This window comes from Paenibacillus polymyxa, from assembly GCF_018614975.1.
GTDB classification, from domain to species: domain Bacteria; phylum Bacillota; class Bacilli; order Paenibacillales; family Paenibacillaceae; genus Paenibacillus; species Paenibacillus polymyxa_E.
Genome location: NZ_JAGGNR010000006.1, coordinates 25,226 through 41,815, shown reverse-complemented (window position 1 = coordinate 41,815; position 16,590 = coordinate 25,226). Strand labels below are relative to the sequence as shown.

The following is a 16,590-nucleotide window of genomic DNA, read 5'->3' as shown; positions in this document are numbered from 1 at the left end:
AGGCAAGATGTACCGAACGGGAGATGTAGCGCGCTGGAACGAGAACGGCCAAATAGAATACCTGGGACGAACGGATGATCAGGTCAAGATCCGGGGGTACCGGATTGAGCTTGGAGAAGTGGAAAAGCAACTGCTGGAGAGCGGTCTGGTGAGAGAAGCGGTGGTCGTCAGCAAGACCGACCGGGCCGGACTTTCTTATCTATGCGCCTATGTGACGGCGCAGGGAGAAGTGAAGTTGGAAGAACTGCGCGAAGAGCTGGGCAGACGAGTCCCATCCTATATGATGCCTGGGCACATCATCCCGCTGGAGTCTATCCCGCTAAACAGCAGCGGGAAGGCGGATCGCCGAGCATTGGCAGACTTGAACATGGAATGGTATGAAAAAGGCACATACTACGAGGCTCCTCAAACCGATACTCAGCGGAAGCTGGCAGCCCTTTGGTCTGAGATTCTGGGAATCCCAGAAGATGAGATTGGCATTCATAACAACTTCTTCGACCTTGGAGGTCATTCTCTGAACGCAACCATCCTTACATCCAGAATTTCAAAGCTGTATGAAGTGAATTTTAGGTTGGAAAGTTTTATGAAGGAGCCTTATATCGCTGGGATAGCAAAAAAAATGGAGCATCTGGACAGAGGCGTCTTCAGCGAGATTCGACCTGTAAAAAGCCTGGAGCGCTATCCTCTTTCAGCAGCACAACGCAGGATGTTGTTTATTCATCAGCAATCACCTGAGGATATTAGTTATAATATGTCAGGCGTTTTTCAGATTAAAGGCCATGTAGACTTACAGCGCCTTGAACAGGCTCTCACATTACTGACAGACAGGCATGAAATCCTACGTACTTCCTTTCATTTACATGAAGGCGAGTATACACAGGTTGTACAGTCAAATCTAGAGATTCATTTTGAGTTCCTGAAATCCAACGATCAACCTTCTGAATTAATACGCTCGTATATTCGGCCTTTTGATCTTGGACGAACGCCTCTATTTAGAACTTTGATCGTCGAGCAGTCAGAAAATAAGTATCTGTTTTTGTTTGATATGCATCATATCATTGGTGACGGGTTCTCCATGCCGATTTTAGTTGAAGATCTCTTGCGGTTGTACAATGGGGAAAGCTTAGCTCCAATTCAGCTACATTATAAAGATATAGCGGCATGGCAGGAAGACAGGCTGACTTCTGGCACATTGTCAGATCAGGGGGACTATTGGATTCAGAACATGCAGGGACAGTTACCAGAGTTACATTTGCCGGTTGATTATCCGGATCAGAACAAGCATCAGACCTCTGGTGGTACCGAAAGATTAAAATTAGATTCAATGTTAAGCAGTGAAATCAAAGAGTTTTGCAAGAACGAGAATGTCACCTTATTCATGTCTATGATGACTACTTACTATATCTTGCTCCATAAATGGATCGGACAAAGAGATTTGATCATTGGCACACCTATAGCAGGCCGGACACATCCGGATATGGAGAAGGTTCCAGGGTTATTTGTCAATACGCTGGCTATGCGTCTGTCCGTTCAACCTAAGCAAACCATTAAACAGCTTCTGACAGAGGTAAGAGAGTTATGTCTAAATGCCTATAAAAATCAGGACTATCCATTCGATAGACTTGTAGACAGACTCTCCGAAGTTCATCAGAAAAAAGTCCAGCTGTTTCAAACCATGTTCCAACTGGAAACCAGCTTCGGAGGAAAAGGAGTTACGGACTTTGAAGTAACACCGATTCCTTTTGAAGGGGCGTCCAGCAAGTTTAAATTGACCTTTTCTGTAGAAGACTATCAAGACACATTATCTCTCCGTATTAAGTATGATAGGGATGTTTTCAAGTCTTCCACGATCAAAAGACTTCTCGATCAGTATTTGGAAATTCTTACTGTATTACTGAAGGATAGTGACCTTTCCATTGAAGATATAAGCCTCGGTCATGCTGCTCATGAATTGGCTGTATCTAATATGGAGGACATTGATTTTGTTTTTTAACCATATTGACCGAAGAGAATGCTACATTTTCTTCGGTCATCCATCTTAAACGGGGTGAGCATCACTGATAGCTAAACTGTTTCCCTATATCCTTCGCTGGAAAGGCTGGTTTGGTCTTGCCGTATGCACATTAATTTTGCGAACGGTTAGCGATATGACATTGGTCTATTATCTGAATAGGATCGTGACGGCACTTTTGAATAAAGACAACAACTCATTAGCGCCTTTGGCAATTATTATTTTTTTATGTGCATTCATAGGAGTTGTCTCAATCATGATAGGCAGATACTCAAGTACAATGTACGCTGTCAAATGTACAACAAAAATACGTGATGAACTGGTTGCTTCTGCTGCTGATATGTCTATTTCTCGAAAAGGGAACTACACTTCGGGGCACTCTTCTACGGTCTTTTCATCAGATACTTCTGACGTACAAGAGTTTTTGGAAATTCATCTGCCGAATCTGATATATCAACCCGTAATCTTTATCTCTTCACTAGTGTACTTAAGTCTGATTGATTGGCAATTTCTCCTGCTAGTTTCCTTTATTGTTCCTCTTTCTTCATATGCAGTACAAAAAATATCGAGGCCAATAGAACGAGGTACCAAGGAATCTCAAAGAGTCTTCGGATCAGCAAATAGTATGGTCGGAGACCTGTATTACGGAGTCAAAGAAATTAAAAACTATAATTTGGCAAGCTACTGGATTGAACGGTATAAACACTTAGCAGAGAAAGTGCTGATAAAGCAGCTTGCTGTTTCAAGAGCCCGCTCATGGATACGTGGAGTGACGGTTGCGGTGCAGAGTATACCTTTTATTATCTGTTTGTATTTTGGGGGACAAAGAGTGATGCAAGGGGAGATGCGTGTGGAAGACCTCCTAATTTTTATCTACTTGCTGAACTACCTAGTTCAACCTATAACAGTGATGCAATCAGCAGCGGCTCAGATTCAGATAACAAGAGCAGCTGTAACACGTATCTTTGACATGATTGCTACTGTACCAGAGCAAGGAAACAAACATGTGAGAAAAGCGATTGAGAGTAATCCGACTGTCGATTTTAATCATGTGACTTTCAGTTATGAGAATGGCGTAGAAGTAACAAAATCAGGATCTTTTATAGCTAATAAAGGAAGCATCACTGCTCTTTGCGGAGCTAGCGGAAGCGGCAAAAGCTCTATATTTAATTTATTATGCGGGTTTATTCAACCGCAATCTGGCAAGATACAAATTGCAGGTAGGAGCATAACGGAGACAAGTATTGAAGACTACCGCAATTCCATTGCCATCGTTACACAAGAGCAATTCCTGATTCCGGGAACGATAAAAGAAAACATCGCCTTGGGTGATCCTGACGCTAGCGACAAAGAAATTATAGAAGCAGCAATCATTGCCGGAGCAGATGAATTTATTCAATCTTTGCCGTACAGCTATGATACACAGATTCAGGAAAGAGGAAAAAACTTATCAGGGGGACAAATGCAGCGATTAGCCATCGCCCGTGCATATCTAAAAAAGGCTCCGGTTCTATTGCTGGATGAACCATCTTCCGCCCTTGATGCACAATCAGAAGCCAGCTTATGGGCTGCACTCGCTAAAATGAAAGAAAGAATGGCAATTATCGTCATTACTCACCATTTGTCCATGCTTCGTCATGTAGACCAAGTGCTCTATCTAAACAAAGGAAAATTGCATCAGGTTAAAGATTTGGAAGGTTTGAAGATGAAGGAAGTCAACGGAAAAATGATACTGCCTTCTGGTGAGGGAATGAATATATGAGAAGATACTTTCGACAATTCAATGATTTATTCGTTCTCTTACAGATTAGAGAAAAAACAGTTGTCCCCTACGCCATAGGAATTATTATAGATTGCTTGCTTACTTCGGCTGTATCAGTATCCATGGCATTTGGGCTGCAAGCGATTGTTGATGCCATTGTTGATGAACAAACAGCACGTTTCTGGTCGGGACTATCTATCATTACATTTGGTTTTTGTATAGCTATCCTAGTTTCCCCTTTCTTTGCTTATTTAACTTGGAAAACGATTAAACATTGGTCTTACGAGATGCGTAATCAATTGGTTGCTCATCTGATGCGTATGCCACTTCTTTATTATGATCGGAATCATGGTGAGAGCGTGCTCTCATTATTTACAAACGACTTGGTTATCGTTGAAAAAACATTGACAGATCGATTGCGCAACTATATTTACTACCTTGTTTTAGGCATAGTGACGATTGGTGCCATGATGTGGCTCGATATGCGATTAGCCATCATATTGATTTTAGTTAACGGAGGCTTGCAATGTATTAACGTTCTTTTAAATCGGCGTCTAAAGGTGCAAAGTGATAAAGTACAGGCTTTGAAAGCCATTCTTTCTGAACGATATATCGATATTTTTCATGGGAGCATCCTTATCAAAATGTTTCCGAAAAGCCAATATTTGCGAAGAAGGTATGAGCAAGGTGCATCTGAATTGGTTTCGGATACGACGATATTTAGTGGACTGGCAGCTATCAGGGATGGTATTAATGCTCTCTCCGGTTTCATTGGCTTTGGCGGATTACTAGTGGCTGGCGTTTTTCTGATTGCTGACGGTAGACTTGATCTGGGGACACTCATGGCATTTATTCAATTGCAATTTAACATCAGCTTTGTTCTTGTGCAGTTAGGTACTCAATACTCCCAGGTGATTCAAGGAATTTCCGGCGCAAAGCGAATCAGAGACTTCCTGTCTGAAGTACCCGAAAAGGACCACGGAAAAGGGGCGCTTGTAGCTACACAAAAGCAAATATCTTTTCATCAAGTATCCTTTCAGTTTGAAAATAGCAACCAAGGCATTAAGGAGGCCAGCTTCACTATATCAACGGGACAAAACGTTTCTATTGTTGGTGCCAGTGGCAGCGGCAAAAGCACGATTCTGAAACTATTACTCGGTTTTTATCGTCCTACAGCCGGAAACATTACACTTGGCGATATGGATTTAGAAGAAGTCCAGCCTTCCATCCGCAATGACCTGATGGCGCTTGTTTCCCAAGATCCTTACATTTTTCCTGGCACTGTCGAAGAGAACGTTCGTTTGGGTAACATGCAGGAAGGCATGAACCAAATATATGAAGCAGCCAAGAAAGCTAATGCCCATCAATTCATTATGGAGCTGCCGCATGGGTACCAGACTCTCCTTGGCAATGGAGGAGCCAGTCTATCAGGCGGGCAAAAACAACGTATCGCTATTGCGCGGGCAATCCTTAAATCAGCACCAATTCTTATATTAGATGAAGCTACATCAGCTTTAGATGAAGAATCTTCCAGGATAGTCAGCCGGGCATTGGAACAATTCATGAAGGACAGGACAACGATCTCGGTTACACATAAGATTGATGAGACAGTGAAATCAGATCTGGTTCTCGTTTTTGACGGAGGCAAACTGATACAATACGGTTCTCCAGAAACATTGATGAAACAAAAGGGAAAATATCGTTCGTTGTATAACGTCTATCACACTTCTTAATTTTTTTACAAGTGGTTTGAAAGGAAGAGACATGATCAATGAGAATATATTCATTTCCTCATGCAGGCGGTTCTGCTACGGTATATTTAAAATGGAAAAAATATTTTTCACCCCTCCTTGAACTTCGCCCTGTGGAGTTGAAAGGACGCGGTTCACTTCTGGGAAGTCGTTGTTTTACAAATATGGATAATATGGTTGCAGATATTTACGAGCGAATAAGAACAGAATTAAGAGATGAACCATTTGTCTTTTTGGGACATAGCATGGGAAGCTTAATCGCATGGGAGTTGGCTAACCACATCAAGGCAAAGGAAGGTATGAGTCCCTATCATCTCTTTCTTTCTGGTATGAAGCCGCCACATTTAAGAGTAAGAGAGGAGATACAGACTCATCGTTTAGGTCGACAAGCCTTCAAGGATTCGGTAGCTCGTTTAGGCGGGATGCCCATTGAGATGATAAAGGAAGATAGCTTATTTGAGCTGTTTGAGCCGATTTTACGAGCTGATTTTCAGATATGTGATACTTACCTGTTTGAAGGACCCATACAAAAATTAAACTGTGGAATTACAGTTTTTGGTGGGCATGAAGATGAAATCTCTAGGGAAGAGTTAGAAGAATGGCGGCTTTACGGTGACTATTTCCAGCTTCATATGTATGATGGAGGACATTTTTTCATTGACCAGCATATTAAAGAGATTACACATATCATAAATCAGACCTGTAGTTTAATGTATTATCCATGAATTATTTAGAAATAAATAATATGTCATTAAAATACATTATATACCTATTTCTTGTATTATTGTGTTAATCTAAAGTTGTAATGATTTTTATAAGGCGGTGGAAAAATGACAACTGAGTCGCTGTTAACTTTAAAAGAAGTTACCAAGAAATACGGTAATCGAGAGGTCTTATCAGATATCTCAATTACGATTAGTCAAGGAGACTGTATTATTTTAAGAGGAAGTAATGGATCCGGAAAAAGTACGATGCTCCGGATCGTGAGTGGATTAATCCCAATAACTTCGGGACAACGGTTGCTTAAGCACTCTAATCTAGTAATTGGATATACACCTGACCGACTATCAAAACTAAGGATGACTTCAACTGAGTATTTGACACATATGGGAAGAATATCGGATATTCCTAAAAGAAATCTTAAAGACCGCATTAGGGAATTGCATTTGTTTTTTAATCTTGAGCAAAGTGATAGTTTGAAGATGACTCATTTCTCAAAAGGAATGTTGCAAAAAACCAATTTAATGCAAGCTATGATTAAAACGCCTGATGTCCTTGTATTGGATGAGCCCTTTTCAGGATTGGACAAAGAATCAACAGGACATTTGCTTCATTCACTGAAGAAAATAAAATCTCAAGGAACATCAATTTTGGCAGCTGTTCACGATCCGTTGTTGGCAAGTCAATTGGAGAGTAGCACGTACTGGATTCGGCAAGGAAGATTAACGAAGGAGGATGTAGATAGTTCTTCAGATCAGAAGGGTGCTTATTTTGAACTGGAAGGTGTTTTAAATCAGGACGTAGTGGATCTCCTTCCCAACCTGTTTCCAGATATTACGTATAAAACAGGTGATAGCGGCTATATGTTGTTTACCTTTATGCATAAAGATTATCGTGAATTTTTACCTGAGTTTGTACATAAAGGTGGAGAGATCATAAGCCTAACAAGAAAGGAGCTGAGATAATGCCTTCATTGATATCATTTTTACATACTTGTTTCATGCGTTCTTATCGCTATGGGCCAGCTACTTTTGTTTTTTTTCTAGGTATCATTTTTGTGTATAGTGTAGTCCCGAACCCCGTGATGGCCAGTTATGCCTTTTCCACAACTTTTTTATTTATTGTTTCTGCAGTTATTTGTTATACGCTTATTGATATCGAAACGGCGAATCAGGAATCGGTAACTATGCTGCATAGTGGAAGTTTACTAAAACTTTATATTTCAAAATTGTTGTATAGTTGGATTTTTTCAGTTCCCCTGGCTCTATATGCTGTTTTTTTTCCAGCCATATTCCAAAAATTCGATAGAAATCCTAGCCTCGAAGAACTAAGCATGTCCCTCCTCTACCATGTTGCTTCATCTTGGTTGGGAATCGCTCTAGCTTGTTGGTTCAGTTCTAAATTTATTCGTTCCCGCGTAATGTCTTTTTTAATGTTAAGTGTTCTCATTGTTATTACGCTTTCTGTACAGGGAATTGAGAATTTTTTGCCTGATGGGTTGAAAAAAGCAATTCTATTGCTGCCTCCTCTAAACAGTACTATAAATGTGCTAGTTGATTACGAATCACAAACGCTGTTCAGCAAACTTTCAGTAATAGGAGCATCACTTTTATATGGTGCTATTCTCACTGTGTTGTTTTTGTTCATGCTTCACAAACGAAAGCTGGATACAGCCGGACAATAATGAGCGACTCGAACTGACGTCAACAGTACAATGTGGCACAGAATGCGCTGAAGGTTAGTTCAGATGTGCAATTCGGAACGTCCAACGATGCTGTAAAACTAAGCCGCGATGTTGATTTATGGCTGCGAAAGTTGCGAAGTCGACCTACACGCTGGCTGCTGCCGACCCGATCAAACAGCAACGATTTCAGGAAGAGATATTTCACGAATAAAAAAGAACTCGAAATTGGGGAAATTGACCACCTTCTGTTTGAAGATGAGTTCACGATCACTGACTACCGGGCCTTGCAGCACACTTGGTTTCTGAAAGGAAAACAGAGGATCATTCCCACGACAGGCAAACATCGGGGCGTGAAGTTACTCGCGACGTGACTCTCAAGTATGAAATAGGACAGATTCATTGGACGGAAGATGAGCGCTATAATTCCGAGACGTTTCTGACCTTTCTTCTGCAGATTCTTTCTGCCTATCCAAGCGGAAAAATTACTATGGATTCTCAGGAATGTGAGAGGATTCCTGGAACGTATCTCTCGTGAGCCCCAAGCCAGTATTCTTTAGTTGAACTTATATAGTCGAGTTAAGTTAATCAATTTTATAATACACAGTTTGAAAAAATACTTATTCACGAAACAGAGCAAAAACCGGATTGAGCATGGATCAATCCGGTTTTTGCTCTTCCCATCAACTTACCTATACTCCATCAATCTACGACAAAATGCACAATTGCACTATATAACATTTTGGTATGAATAGGGTCAAACGTTACTTGATGCTGAACTTGCTTCACGCGCAGCATTAATGCTTTGTTCATTCCGATTCGTTCTTCGATCGCTCGTTCCAGTTCACGGAAGTCATAAGCCTGCAAGCATTCGACTTTGTCTTTGATCATATCCAGTGAAATTTCCATATATAATTCAGGCCTCCTTAAAATCTCGATTTGCAGGTTAAAAGCCTGTCGAGCTTCATTTTAGAGGAGCTTTTCCAGTTCGGCAAGAGCAATCGGGCTGAAAATCTAATAAAGACGTGATAAAATCGGGAAAGGGCAATTTTCGAGATCATCGAACTTTCAATAATTTGAAAGTCTAATGGAAGTAATAACAGATACTGCTGTTTGAAGGAAGTTCATTTACATGGTATAAGTGAAGAAGCTAGGATACCATAATGTGAATTGCAACGAAACCGCAAATGATCATGTAAATGATAGGCAAGCAGATGCAAAGAGTTACGTTTTATTATTATTAATGAGGACAAAGACTGTCCTGGAATGTATAGAGGAGCTTTTGAGATGACAAAGGAAAACTTTTGGCGTGAATTGCCACGACCATTTTTTATACTGGCACCGATGGAAGATGTGACGGATGTTGTGTTTCGGCATGTCGTAGGTGAAGCGGGAAGACCGGATGTGTTTTTTACCGAGTTTGCGAATACAGAGAGTTATTGTCACCCGGAGGGGAACAAAAGTGTGCGCGGGCGGTTGACGTTTACAGCGGATGAACAGCCGATTGTGGCTCATATCTGGGGAGATAAACCGGAATTCTTTCGTGAGATGAGTATCGGTATGGCAAAGGAAGGCTTTAAAGGTATCGATATTAATATGGGCTGTCCTGTAGCGAATGTTGCGGAGAATGGAAAAGGAAGCGGCTTGATCTGCCGGCCAGCCCTTGCGGCGGATATTATTCAGGCGGCAAAAGCCGGGGGGCTGCCGGTCAGTGTGAAAACGCGTCTCGGATTTACTGAGGTCGATGAATGGCGCGACTGGTTAACCCATATTTTGCAACAAGACATCGTGAATCTGTCTATTCACCTGCGTACGAGAGAGGAAATGAGCAAGGTGGATGCACACTGGGAATTGATTCCCGAGATTAAAAAACTTCGTGACGAGGTAGCTCCTAATACTCTGCTGACGATTAATGGGGATATTTCTGACCGTCAGACAGGCCTCAAACTCGTGGAGCAATATGGTGTGGATGGGATTATGATTGGACGCGGTATTTTCCAGAATCCGTTTGCTTTTGAGAAGGAACCGCAGGAACACAGCAGTGAGGAATTGCTTGATCTGCTACGGCTGCATCTGGACCTGCATGATCAATATTCCGAGCTTGAACCGCGTTCGTTCAGCCCGCTGGCCCGTTTTTTCAAAATCTATGTTCGTGGCTTCCGCGGTGCTAGTGAGCTGAGAAACAGCTTGATGAACGCCAAAACCACTTCTAAAGTACGCGAATTGCTCGATGAGTTTAAAAGTAATGAACAGGTGGAGTAGAGTAAGACGTAATCATGGATACGGAGTATGATTCAGGTAGATTTAATAGCAAAAAAAGAAGCGGTAACTCTTCCGCTTCTTTTTTTGCATTTCTGTTTAACGCGTATACTCAGGCTTCTCCATCGCGATGGGCTGAGGATTGGCAAGCACCCATAATACCGCCAACTCAGATAATCTGGCAGGCGCATCAAAATCGTATCCATTGCGAAGCCTGCTGACCAAGTCTGCTGCCTCTTGGAGAAGTGCGGGGGCGAGTGGCGCACCAGAGCCCAGGTGACGAATCAGTGCATCCAGCATCTTGCGATACTCCGCATCCCAGTTTCCACCGCCATTATCCAATACTTCATGGGACACACGTCCTGTGATGCGAATGACCTCTCCCTGCACCGTTTGAGCGTGGCCTTGGGCCGGAATGAGATATTCCCACAGCTCTTGGTGCTGTTTGGTCCAACTGGTTGCCTTTACCTGAATGGGGGTAGTCCCATCGTGCATGATCCGATTCGCTACCGGCTCGACATCAAATAACGGGTACAGTTTGATCAGCGCGTCTGAAACTTCATCGAGCTTGTCCTTATTGAACTTCTCACGGACGAATTCAAAATCCTTACCGATCCGCTTCACAGACTCTTTCATTTCCAGGGTGACTGCTGCACCAGCATCCAGCAGAATCGCTGAAATCTTCGACATACTGACTATATCGCTATTCCTGCAATTGGCTAACCCCTTAGCTAATGGCGTATTTCCCTGTTTATTTTCTACGTTAATCGTAGCGCCTTGGTTTACCAACGCTTGAACCACTGTGGTTCTATATCCACTGACCGCTGCATGTAACGGTGTTTCATCTTGGTAGTCCACAGCGTCCAGATCCGCACCTAATTCAAGGAACAGGGGTACATTTCCTGACCAGTGTGAGGCATGGGCATGTAAAGGCGTGCGTTGATATTTGTCGCGTGCATTAATGTCTGCCCCTTGCTCTACCAGCCAGCGAACCAATTCATCCGAAATATGCCGAAAGCTGAGGGCCGTACCTTTGCTGTAGCCCCCGCGGGCGTCCCATTCGCATTGCTCGAAAACCTCTTTTACGGTAGCGATATCATTATCTTTAACGAGTTTTTCCATATGAGCAGGTAAGGTTGCTTTCTTCGTAGCCATTACACTTTTCCTCTCCTTTGTGAATAACAACGTATGTTCCAATGGTAGGCTATGACGATTTAAGAGTAAGTAGATAATTTTCTGCAAGTTTATCACATAGGGGATTTTAAAACCAATACCTGGGTTTCTTCCATCGTCAATTTGGTTTGCTATGTTATAATTTAGGTGAATGTTGATACTGGAGACGGATTGAAAAATATTTGAAATGATCGCCGCAATTCATGCGGTAGGCTTTTGATAATAGGAGGATTTATGTCCTGGAGCAAATTGAAGCAACAACTGGAGAGTTTTCTTAGTCCTGCGTTAGTTGGAAGGGTGGAGTACCGTGCTACCAGCTATCGCTATTCACTTGATAAATCAGGCAATTGTTATATTACTGTAGATAAAAAGAATGTACTCAACATGAGCGATACAACAACCCCAATCCGATGGTATCAGACAGAGCAGGAGATCAAGAGCGATCCGGAGATCATGATTCCTGTGAGCGAAGAAGAGATTGAAGCTATTCGAAAAGATTCCAAAGGACCCATTCCCGAGGATCGTCTTCAAGTCATGGCAAGAAGTAGAAAAATCTCCGTACATGCCAAAGAGCTGTTGTTGGCTCAGACCGCACTCAGTAAATCGAATTTTACCGTTGCAGCTACGACGTATTTATCCACTTCTATAGAGGATAATCTGGAGAGCAAGGATATCTTGTTTAATATTCTGGCTTTAATGGATAGAAGAGTTGGCAAAAAGCGAATTCTAAACATGTCGGAGCAGGTCAAATTAAAGCATCCAGCGGTACAATATTTTTATGAACTGCGTCGTCGTACGGTGTGATATTGAATAACTTTTGATATAGCTTTTAACTATAACCAGTTATGGTTTTTAAGTATCCCTTCTAACTGCCCTCAGCGTGATATGATCATGGTATACAACGAGGGGGTTTTTTACATGACTGATAAGTTCCAGATCGTAGGAAGTTTATTGCGGCCGGATGAGCTGCTGAAATATAAAACACAAATTGAACATAACGATGATATCCAATATCCGTTCTACGAAAACTACGAAGGATATGAAAAGTGTGAGACGGAGGCAATCAAACAAATTGTCGCAAAGGAAATCGAACATAACTTGTCCGTAGTTACCGATGGTGAATTCTCCAAATCGATGTGGCATCTGGACTTTGTATGGGGCTTTGGTGGCGTGAAGCGTTACATCGCGGATCACGGCTATTTTTTCAGAGATGTGGATGGAACTTCGAAATATGAAACACGCAAAGATATTGGACTGCGCATCACTGATAAATTGAGTGGAAAGAACCATCATTTCATTCAACTGTTTCAACAACTGCAAGACACGGCTGGCGAGCAACAAACGAAACTTTGCGTGCCATCTCCTTCCCATATTTTCGGTGAGCTTTCCTGGTCGGATAACATTGGCGGTACGGATGCTGTATATCAGAACAAACAGGAGCTCAAAGAGGGTCTTGTGATCGCGTATAAGGAATTTGTCGAAGAATTCGCTGCTATAGGCGGTAAAATCCTGCAATTTGATGATTGCTTGTGGGAACTGTTTGCAGACGACAACCCGAACTCTCCGTTTACAGGGGAGCATATTAATCAAGATGAAGTACAGGGTCTCGCTACCGAGTTCATTGATATTAATAATACAGTAATTGATTACGGTCATAGCCTGGGCTTGAAAATGTGGACACATAACTGCCGCGGCAATTATGATTCCCGCAATATGGGTGGTGGATCGTATGCCAAAATTGCGAATCTGTTCCTGAAGCAATTGAAGTATGACCGTTTCTTCCTGGAGTGGGATGATGATCGTGCGGGTTCAATTGAAGCTCTGGAAGTGTTCAAGGACAGACCTGAAACGGAAATTGTACTGGGTCTGTTGTCATCCAAAACAAGTACACTCGATGATGAAGCACGTGTTGTCCGTTTGCTGGACGAAGCTTCCAAAATCATTGATAAGGATCGGCTGCTGTTGTCCCACCAATGCGGATTTGCATCCTGCGATGGCGGTAACGAATTAAGCGAAGCTCAGCAATGGGCGAAGATTGATCAGGGGCAGAAGATTGCGAAGCAATATTGGGGCAGCAACGTCTAGCATTCAAGCTGAATGTGTTTTGTACGATAATAGAACGGCGACTTTTCCTCTGGAATCCATCCATGGAAAAGCCGCCGTATTTGTTTTGTATTGGAACGTCCCTGATCAGTCTGGGATTTGCTGAGTATTCAAACAGTCCGACTTAGGCTTGGTTTTAGCTTTGGCTTTGGCTCTGTCTGACCGGGAGAACAATCCCACCAATTTCTCCCTATAGATATAGCCAAGTACGAATCCAATCACAGCGACAACAGAAATCATAATGGCGATTGTGTATTGTTGCATATGAATGGTAGACCCTATAGCGGCAGATGCGATGATCCACGGCAGACGACCGACGATAAGGATCGTGAAGAATCTTAACGAACTCATGGATGTAAGAGCGGCAACAAATACAAGCATGTCTTTGGGCAAGCCGGGAATCACAAAAAAGATAAATAAAAAGGCAGAGAACTTCCTCTCATCATGAATAAACGACATCCACTTATCATTTCTCTTATGCAGCAGTCGTGAAATACAAGCGCGACCGATAAAACGAGTGAAATAAAAAGCAATCGCTGAGCCTAAAATCAAACCTATTGTAGTATACAAGGACCCAAGTGTAACCCCATAGATATAACCGCCTGCAACCTGTACCACTTCCCCTGGAATAGGTGCAACCACGATCTGAAGAATCTGGAATAAAATAAACATGACCGGACCCCAATGGCCTGTTGAATGAATATACGCTCTGAAGTTGTCCATGGAAGACATGACTTTAATAAGGGCAGGAGCATAATAGACCAGTAGAGCAATGGTCAACATGATGAACAGACCCAACAATAGGTTAATCATTACTTTTTTTGAAGGTTGTGGCATACCTGACGACCCCTTTGTGTAATAACTTCTACATATTTACAGTATAAGACGAAATTATTAAGAGATACCTACACAACTTCTGAAGAATTCTTAAGTCGATTGTATTTGCTGGTAGTCGCTAATAGCGCATATTATACTGAAATTAGACGGAGGGATCAGATGAGCAAGAAAATTCTAATTGCTGATGATAACAGTGAAATTCGTGAAATTGTAAGGATTTTGTTAGAGAGTGAGCATTATGAAGTGATTGAAGCGATAGATGGTCAAGATGCGATTGATAAAGTGAACGAAGAGACGGATCTCATTATTCTGGATATGATGATGCCCAATAAGTCGGGGCTGAAGGCGTGTCTGGAGATTCGTGAAAAAACAAGCGCACCGATCCTGTTTCTCACGGCGAAAACGCAGGATTCTGACAAACAATTGGCCTTTTCCTCAGGCAGTGATGACTTTTTGTCCAAACCCTTTTCCTATACAGAACTCGTTTCGAGGGTGAAGGCTTTACTGCGGAGGTATTATGTATATCGGGGCAAGGAGAAGACCGAAGAAAAGGACCAAATTATCGTTAAGGATCTTACCGTCCATCAGGATTCAAAAGCCGTATTTGTTGGGGAGAAGGAGATTGCTCTAACTGAAATTGAATACCACATTTTGCTGCTGTTGGCTAAGAAACGAAGAAAGGTGTTTTCGGCGGAAAACATATATGAGAGTGTTTGGGGGCAACCCTATTTTTATACGTGTAATAACACGGTCATGGTTCATATTCGTAATTTGAGAGGCAAACTGGAGGATAACCCGCAGAACCCTAAATATGTGAAGACCGTTTGGGGGAAGGGGTACAAAATTGAATAGATTATTAATCGGAAAAAAGCTGAAGATTAAACTGGTTCTGGCGGTTGTTATTTCTTTGGTCATTTCTATAAGTGCATTCGTTATTTTACAAGTTGTTGGCGAGACTGTATTGGATAGTTATTTAAGCAAATCTACTTTTGTAGAGAACAGGCAGCAAGATGCGCTTGATCGATTCGAAGCATTTGTGAATAACCAGAACGTGTCAACCCGTGATCATGAGCAATTGTCTGCTTGGATAAGTCATGAGCGCTACTTAAATCTGTATATTTTTGCAAAAGACAAATTGATCTATTCCTCAAACATAGGGATTGATCCTGCTATCAATGAAGAGCTTTTAACTCAGTTCGTACCATCGAAAATACCCATCACCACCATCCATTTTGCGGATCAGGATGCCCAGATCTACTTGGTTAGCTTTTATGAGTATCAATACTACAACCTCATTCTAATTATTGGTGTTTTCATAGCGGCCATTGTGTTCCTTGTTTCCTTTCTACTGATGATTAATAAGAAAACATCGTATATTGGCGTGCTTGAACAAGAGATCAAAATACTCGAAGGTGGAAATTTGGATTATTCGATTACGATATCGGGAAAGGATGAGCTGTCATCCTTGGCCCAGAGTATTGATGAGATGAGGAAATCATTTGTAGAGCGGCTGGGCAGCGAGGAGAGGGTCAGAATGGCCAACCGCGAATTGATCACGGCGATTTCCCATGATTTGCGAACGCCACTCACGATTCTATTAGGATATATGGATATCATAGAGCTCAACAAATATAAGAAACATGAGGATCTGTTGCAGTATATTCATAATAGCAGGGAAAAGGCGTATCAGATTAAAGTGCTGTCGGACAAACTATTCGAATATTTTACGGTATCCTCTGCCGCTGAAGAAGAGGCAGTAGAATTTGAAATGTATGAGGGCAGAGCGCTGATCGATCAACTCATAGATGAGCAATTAGTGGTTTTGGACGATATAGACGTGCAGGTTCAGAAAGATGCACATTTTGAGGAATTTTTGCTGGAAATCAATCTGGTCTCCATGCGTCGTGTAATGGATAACATATTTTCAAATATTCGAAAATACGCCGATCCAGTGCATCCCGTTCATATCCAGGTTTCTTTGAAGCAACAATGGGTCATTCTTGGGGTGGAGAATAAGATTAAACGTGGCGGCAAAAAGAAAGATAGCAACGAAATTGGGCTCGTTAGTTGTCAGAAAATGATCCGGCAGCACAACGGGACGTTGACGGTGTCGCAGGAAGAAGATATCTTTTCACTACAGATTAAGCTACCTGTTATCTTCAACAAACCAACACAGACTCATATATAACGAATCTCTTGAAATGATGCTGATTGTCTTCCGTTGGATTTCTCTGGGTGTCTGATTTTGTTAGCTTAGGCTTCTGTAGTGGAATAGCTTGCCTAAATAGGCGTA

14 protein-coding genes are annotated in these 16,590 nt (G+C 42.0%); 11 read left to right on the top strand and 3 right to left on the bottom strand.

What is annotated here, in order from left to right:
* The 6 genes from J7E78_RS02680 to J7E78_RS02655 all read left to right on the top strand — a co-directional run.
* Positions 1-1,993 (top strand): condensation domain-containing protein (locus tag J7E78_RS02680; RefSeq protein ID WP_215074822.1); only part of this gene is annotated, 1,993 nt, incomplete at its 5' end.
* 64 nt (positions 1,994-2,057) lie between these two features.
* Complete coding sequence (locus J7E78_RS02675) at positions 2,058-3,773, top strand: ABC transporter ATP-binding protein (protein WP_311516909.1); 1,716 nt, start codon at positions 2,058-2,060, stop codon at positions 3,771-3,773.
* On the top strand, positions 3,770-5,506 hold the full coding sequence (locus J7E78_RS02670) for an ABC transporter ATP-binding protein (protein WP_215074820.1): 1,737 nt from the start codon (positions 3,770-3,772) through the stop codon (positions 5,504-5,506). Before J7E78_RS02675 ends, J7E78_RS02670 begins: the two co-directional genes overlap by 4 nt.
* A 38-nt stretch (positions 5,507-5,544) precedes the next feature.
* Entirely contained in the window at positions 5,545-6,249 is a 705-nt protein-coding gene (locus tag J7E78_RS02665) for a thioesterase II family protein (RefSeq protein ID WP_215074819.1), read from the top strand.
* 105 nt (positions 6,250-6,354) lie between these two features.
* Positions 6,355-7,209: an ATP-binding cassette domain-containing protein gene (locus J7E78_RS02660; protein ID WP_215074818.1), complete on the top strand. Its 855-nt coding sequence runs from the start codon at positions 6,355-6,357 to the stop codon at positions 7,207-7,209.
* Positions 7,209-7,928, top strand: a complete 720-nt coding sequence (locus J7E78_RS02655; RefSeq protein ID WP_215074817.1) for a hypothetical protein — start codon at positions 7,209-7,211, stop codon at positions 7,926-7,928. Before J7E78_RS02660 ends, J7E78_RS02655 begins: the two co-directional genes overlap by 1 nt.
* Before the next feature lie 699 nt (positions 7,929-8,627).
* Here the strand turns inward: J7E78_RS02655 and J7E78_RS02650 are convergent.
* Positions 8,628-8,834, bottom strand: a complete 207-nt coding sequence (locus J7E78_RS02650; RefSeq protein WP_215074816.1) for a DUF2536 family protein — start codon at positions 8,832-8,834, stop codon at positions 8,628-8,630.
* A 378-nt stretch (positions 8,835-9,212) separates the two neighbouring features.
* Here J7E78_RS02650 and J7E78_RS02645 point away from each other — a divergent pair, with 378 nt between their 5' ends.
* A complete protein-coding gene (locus J7E78_RS02645; protein ID WP_215074815.1) occupies positions 9,213-10,187 on the top strand; it encodes a tRNA dihydrouridine synthase in 975 nt (324 codons plus the stop codon).
* 96 nt (positions 10,188-10,283) lie between these two features.
* Here the strand turns inward: J7E78_RS02645 and J7E78_RS02640 are convergent, their stop codons facing one another.
* A complete protein-coding gene (locus J7E78_RS02640) occupies positions 10,284-11,339 on the bottom strand; it encodes an ankyrin repeat domain-containing protein (protein WP_215074814.1) in 1,056 nt (351 codons plus the stop codon).
* A 252-nt stretch (positions 11,340-11,591) separates the two neighbouring features.
* Between J7E78_RS02640 and J7E78_RS02635 the strand changes: the two genes are divergently transcribed.
* Both J7E78_RS02635 and J7E78_RS02630 read left to right on the top strand, forming a co-directional pair.
* Positions 11,592-12,161: an SF0329 family protein gene (locus J7E78_RS02635; protein ID WP_215074813.1), complete on the top strand. Its 570-nt coding sequence runs from the start codon at positions 11,592-11,594 to the stop codon at positions 12,159-12,161.
* Between the two features lie 114 nt (positions 12,162-12,275).
* The gene (locus J7E78_RS02630; protein ID WP_215074812.1) at positions 12,276-13,442 is read left to right on the top strand and encodes a uroporphyrinogen decarboxylase/cobalamine-independent methonine synthase family protein; all 1,167 of its coding nucleotides are present in this window, start codon (positions 12,276-12,278) and stop codon (positions 13,440-13,442) included.
* A gap of 105 nt (positions 13,443-13,547) precedes the next feature.
* On the opposite strand, the gene J7E78_RS02625 is transcribed toward J7E78_RS02630, so the two are convergent.
* Entirely contained in the window at positions 13,548-14,297 is a 750-nt protein-coding gene (locus tag J7E78_RS02625; protein ID WP_215074811.1) for a TVP38/TMEM64 family protein, read from the bottom strand.
* A gap of 159 nt (positions 14,298-14,456) precedes the next feature.
* Here J7E78_RS02625 and J7E78_RS02620 point away from each other — a divergent pair, with 159 nt between their 5' ends.
* Together J7E78_RS02620 and J7E78_RS02615 are read left to right on the top strand one after the other, a co-directional pair.
* Positions 14,457-15,149, top strand: a complete 693-nt coding sequence (locus J7E78_RS02620; RefSeq protein WP_215074810.1) for a response regulator transcription factor — start codon at positions 14,457-14,459, stop codon at positions 15,147-15,149.
* Positions 15,142-16,485, top strand: coding sequence for a sensor histidine kinase (locus J7E78_RS02615; RefSeq protein ID WP_215074809.1), 1,344 nt, complete (start codon positions 15,142-15,144; stop codon positions 16,483-16,485). Before J7E78_RS02620 ends, J7E78_RS02615 begins: the two co-directional genes overlap by 8 nt.
* The last annotated feature ends 105 nt before the right edge of the window (positions 16,486-16,590 follow it).

Bases quoted from the DNA above. Each gene is read 5' to 3' on its own strand.
- J7E78_RS02660 (WP_215074818.1), top strand. From the start codon at position 6,355: ATGACAACTGAGTCGCTGTTAACTTTAAAAGAAGTTACCAAGAAATAC.
- J7E78_RS02640 (WP_215074814.1), bottom strand. From the start codon at position 11,339: ATGGCTACGAAGAAAGCAACCTTACCTGCTCATATGGAAAAACTCGTT.
- J7E78_RS02650 (WP_215074816.1), bottom strand. From the start codon at position 8,834: ATGGAAATTTCACTGGATATGATCAAAGACAAAGTCGAATGCTTGCAG.
- J7E78_RS02645 (WP_215074815.1), top strand. From the start codon at position 9,213: ATGACAAAGGAAAACTTTTGGCGTGAATTGCCACGACCATTTTTTATA.
- J7E78_RS02635 (WP_215074813.1), top strand. From the start codon at position 11,592: ATGTCCTGGAGCAAATTGAAGCAACAACTGGAGAGTTTTCTTAGTCCT.
- J7E78_RS02670 (WP_215074820.1), top strand. From the start codon at position 3,770: ATGAGAAGATACTTTCGACAATTCAATGATTTATTCGTTCTCTTACAG.
- J7E78_RS02665 (WP_215074819.1), top strand. From the start codon at position 5,545: ATGAGAATATATTCATTTCCTCATGCAGGCGGTTCTGCTACGGTATAT.
- J7E78_RS02620 (WP_215074810.1), top strand. From the start codon at position 14,457: ATGAGCAAGAAAATTCTAATTGCTGATGATAACAGTGAAATTCGTGAA.
- J7E78_RS02630 (WP_215074812.1), top strand. From the start codon at position 12,276: ATGACTGATAAGTTCCAGATCGTAGGAAGTTTATTGCGGCCGGATGAG.
- J7E78_RS02625 (WP_215074811.1), bottom strand. From the start codon at position 14,297: ATGCCACAACCTTCAAAAAAAGTAATGATTAACCTATTGTTGGGTCTG.
- J7E78_RS02655 (WP_215074817.1), top strand. From the start codon at position 7,209: ATGCCTTCATTGATATCATTTTTACATACTTGTTTCATGCGTTCTTAT.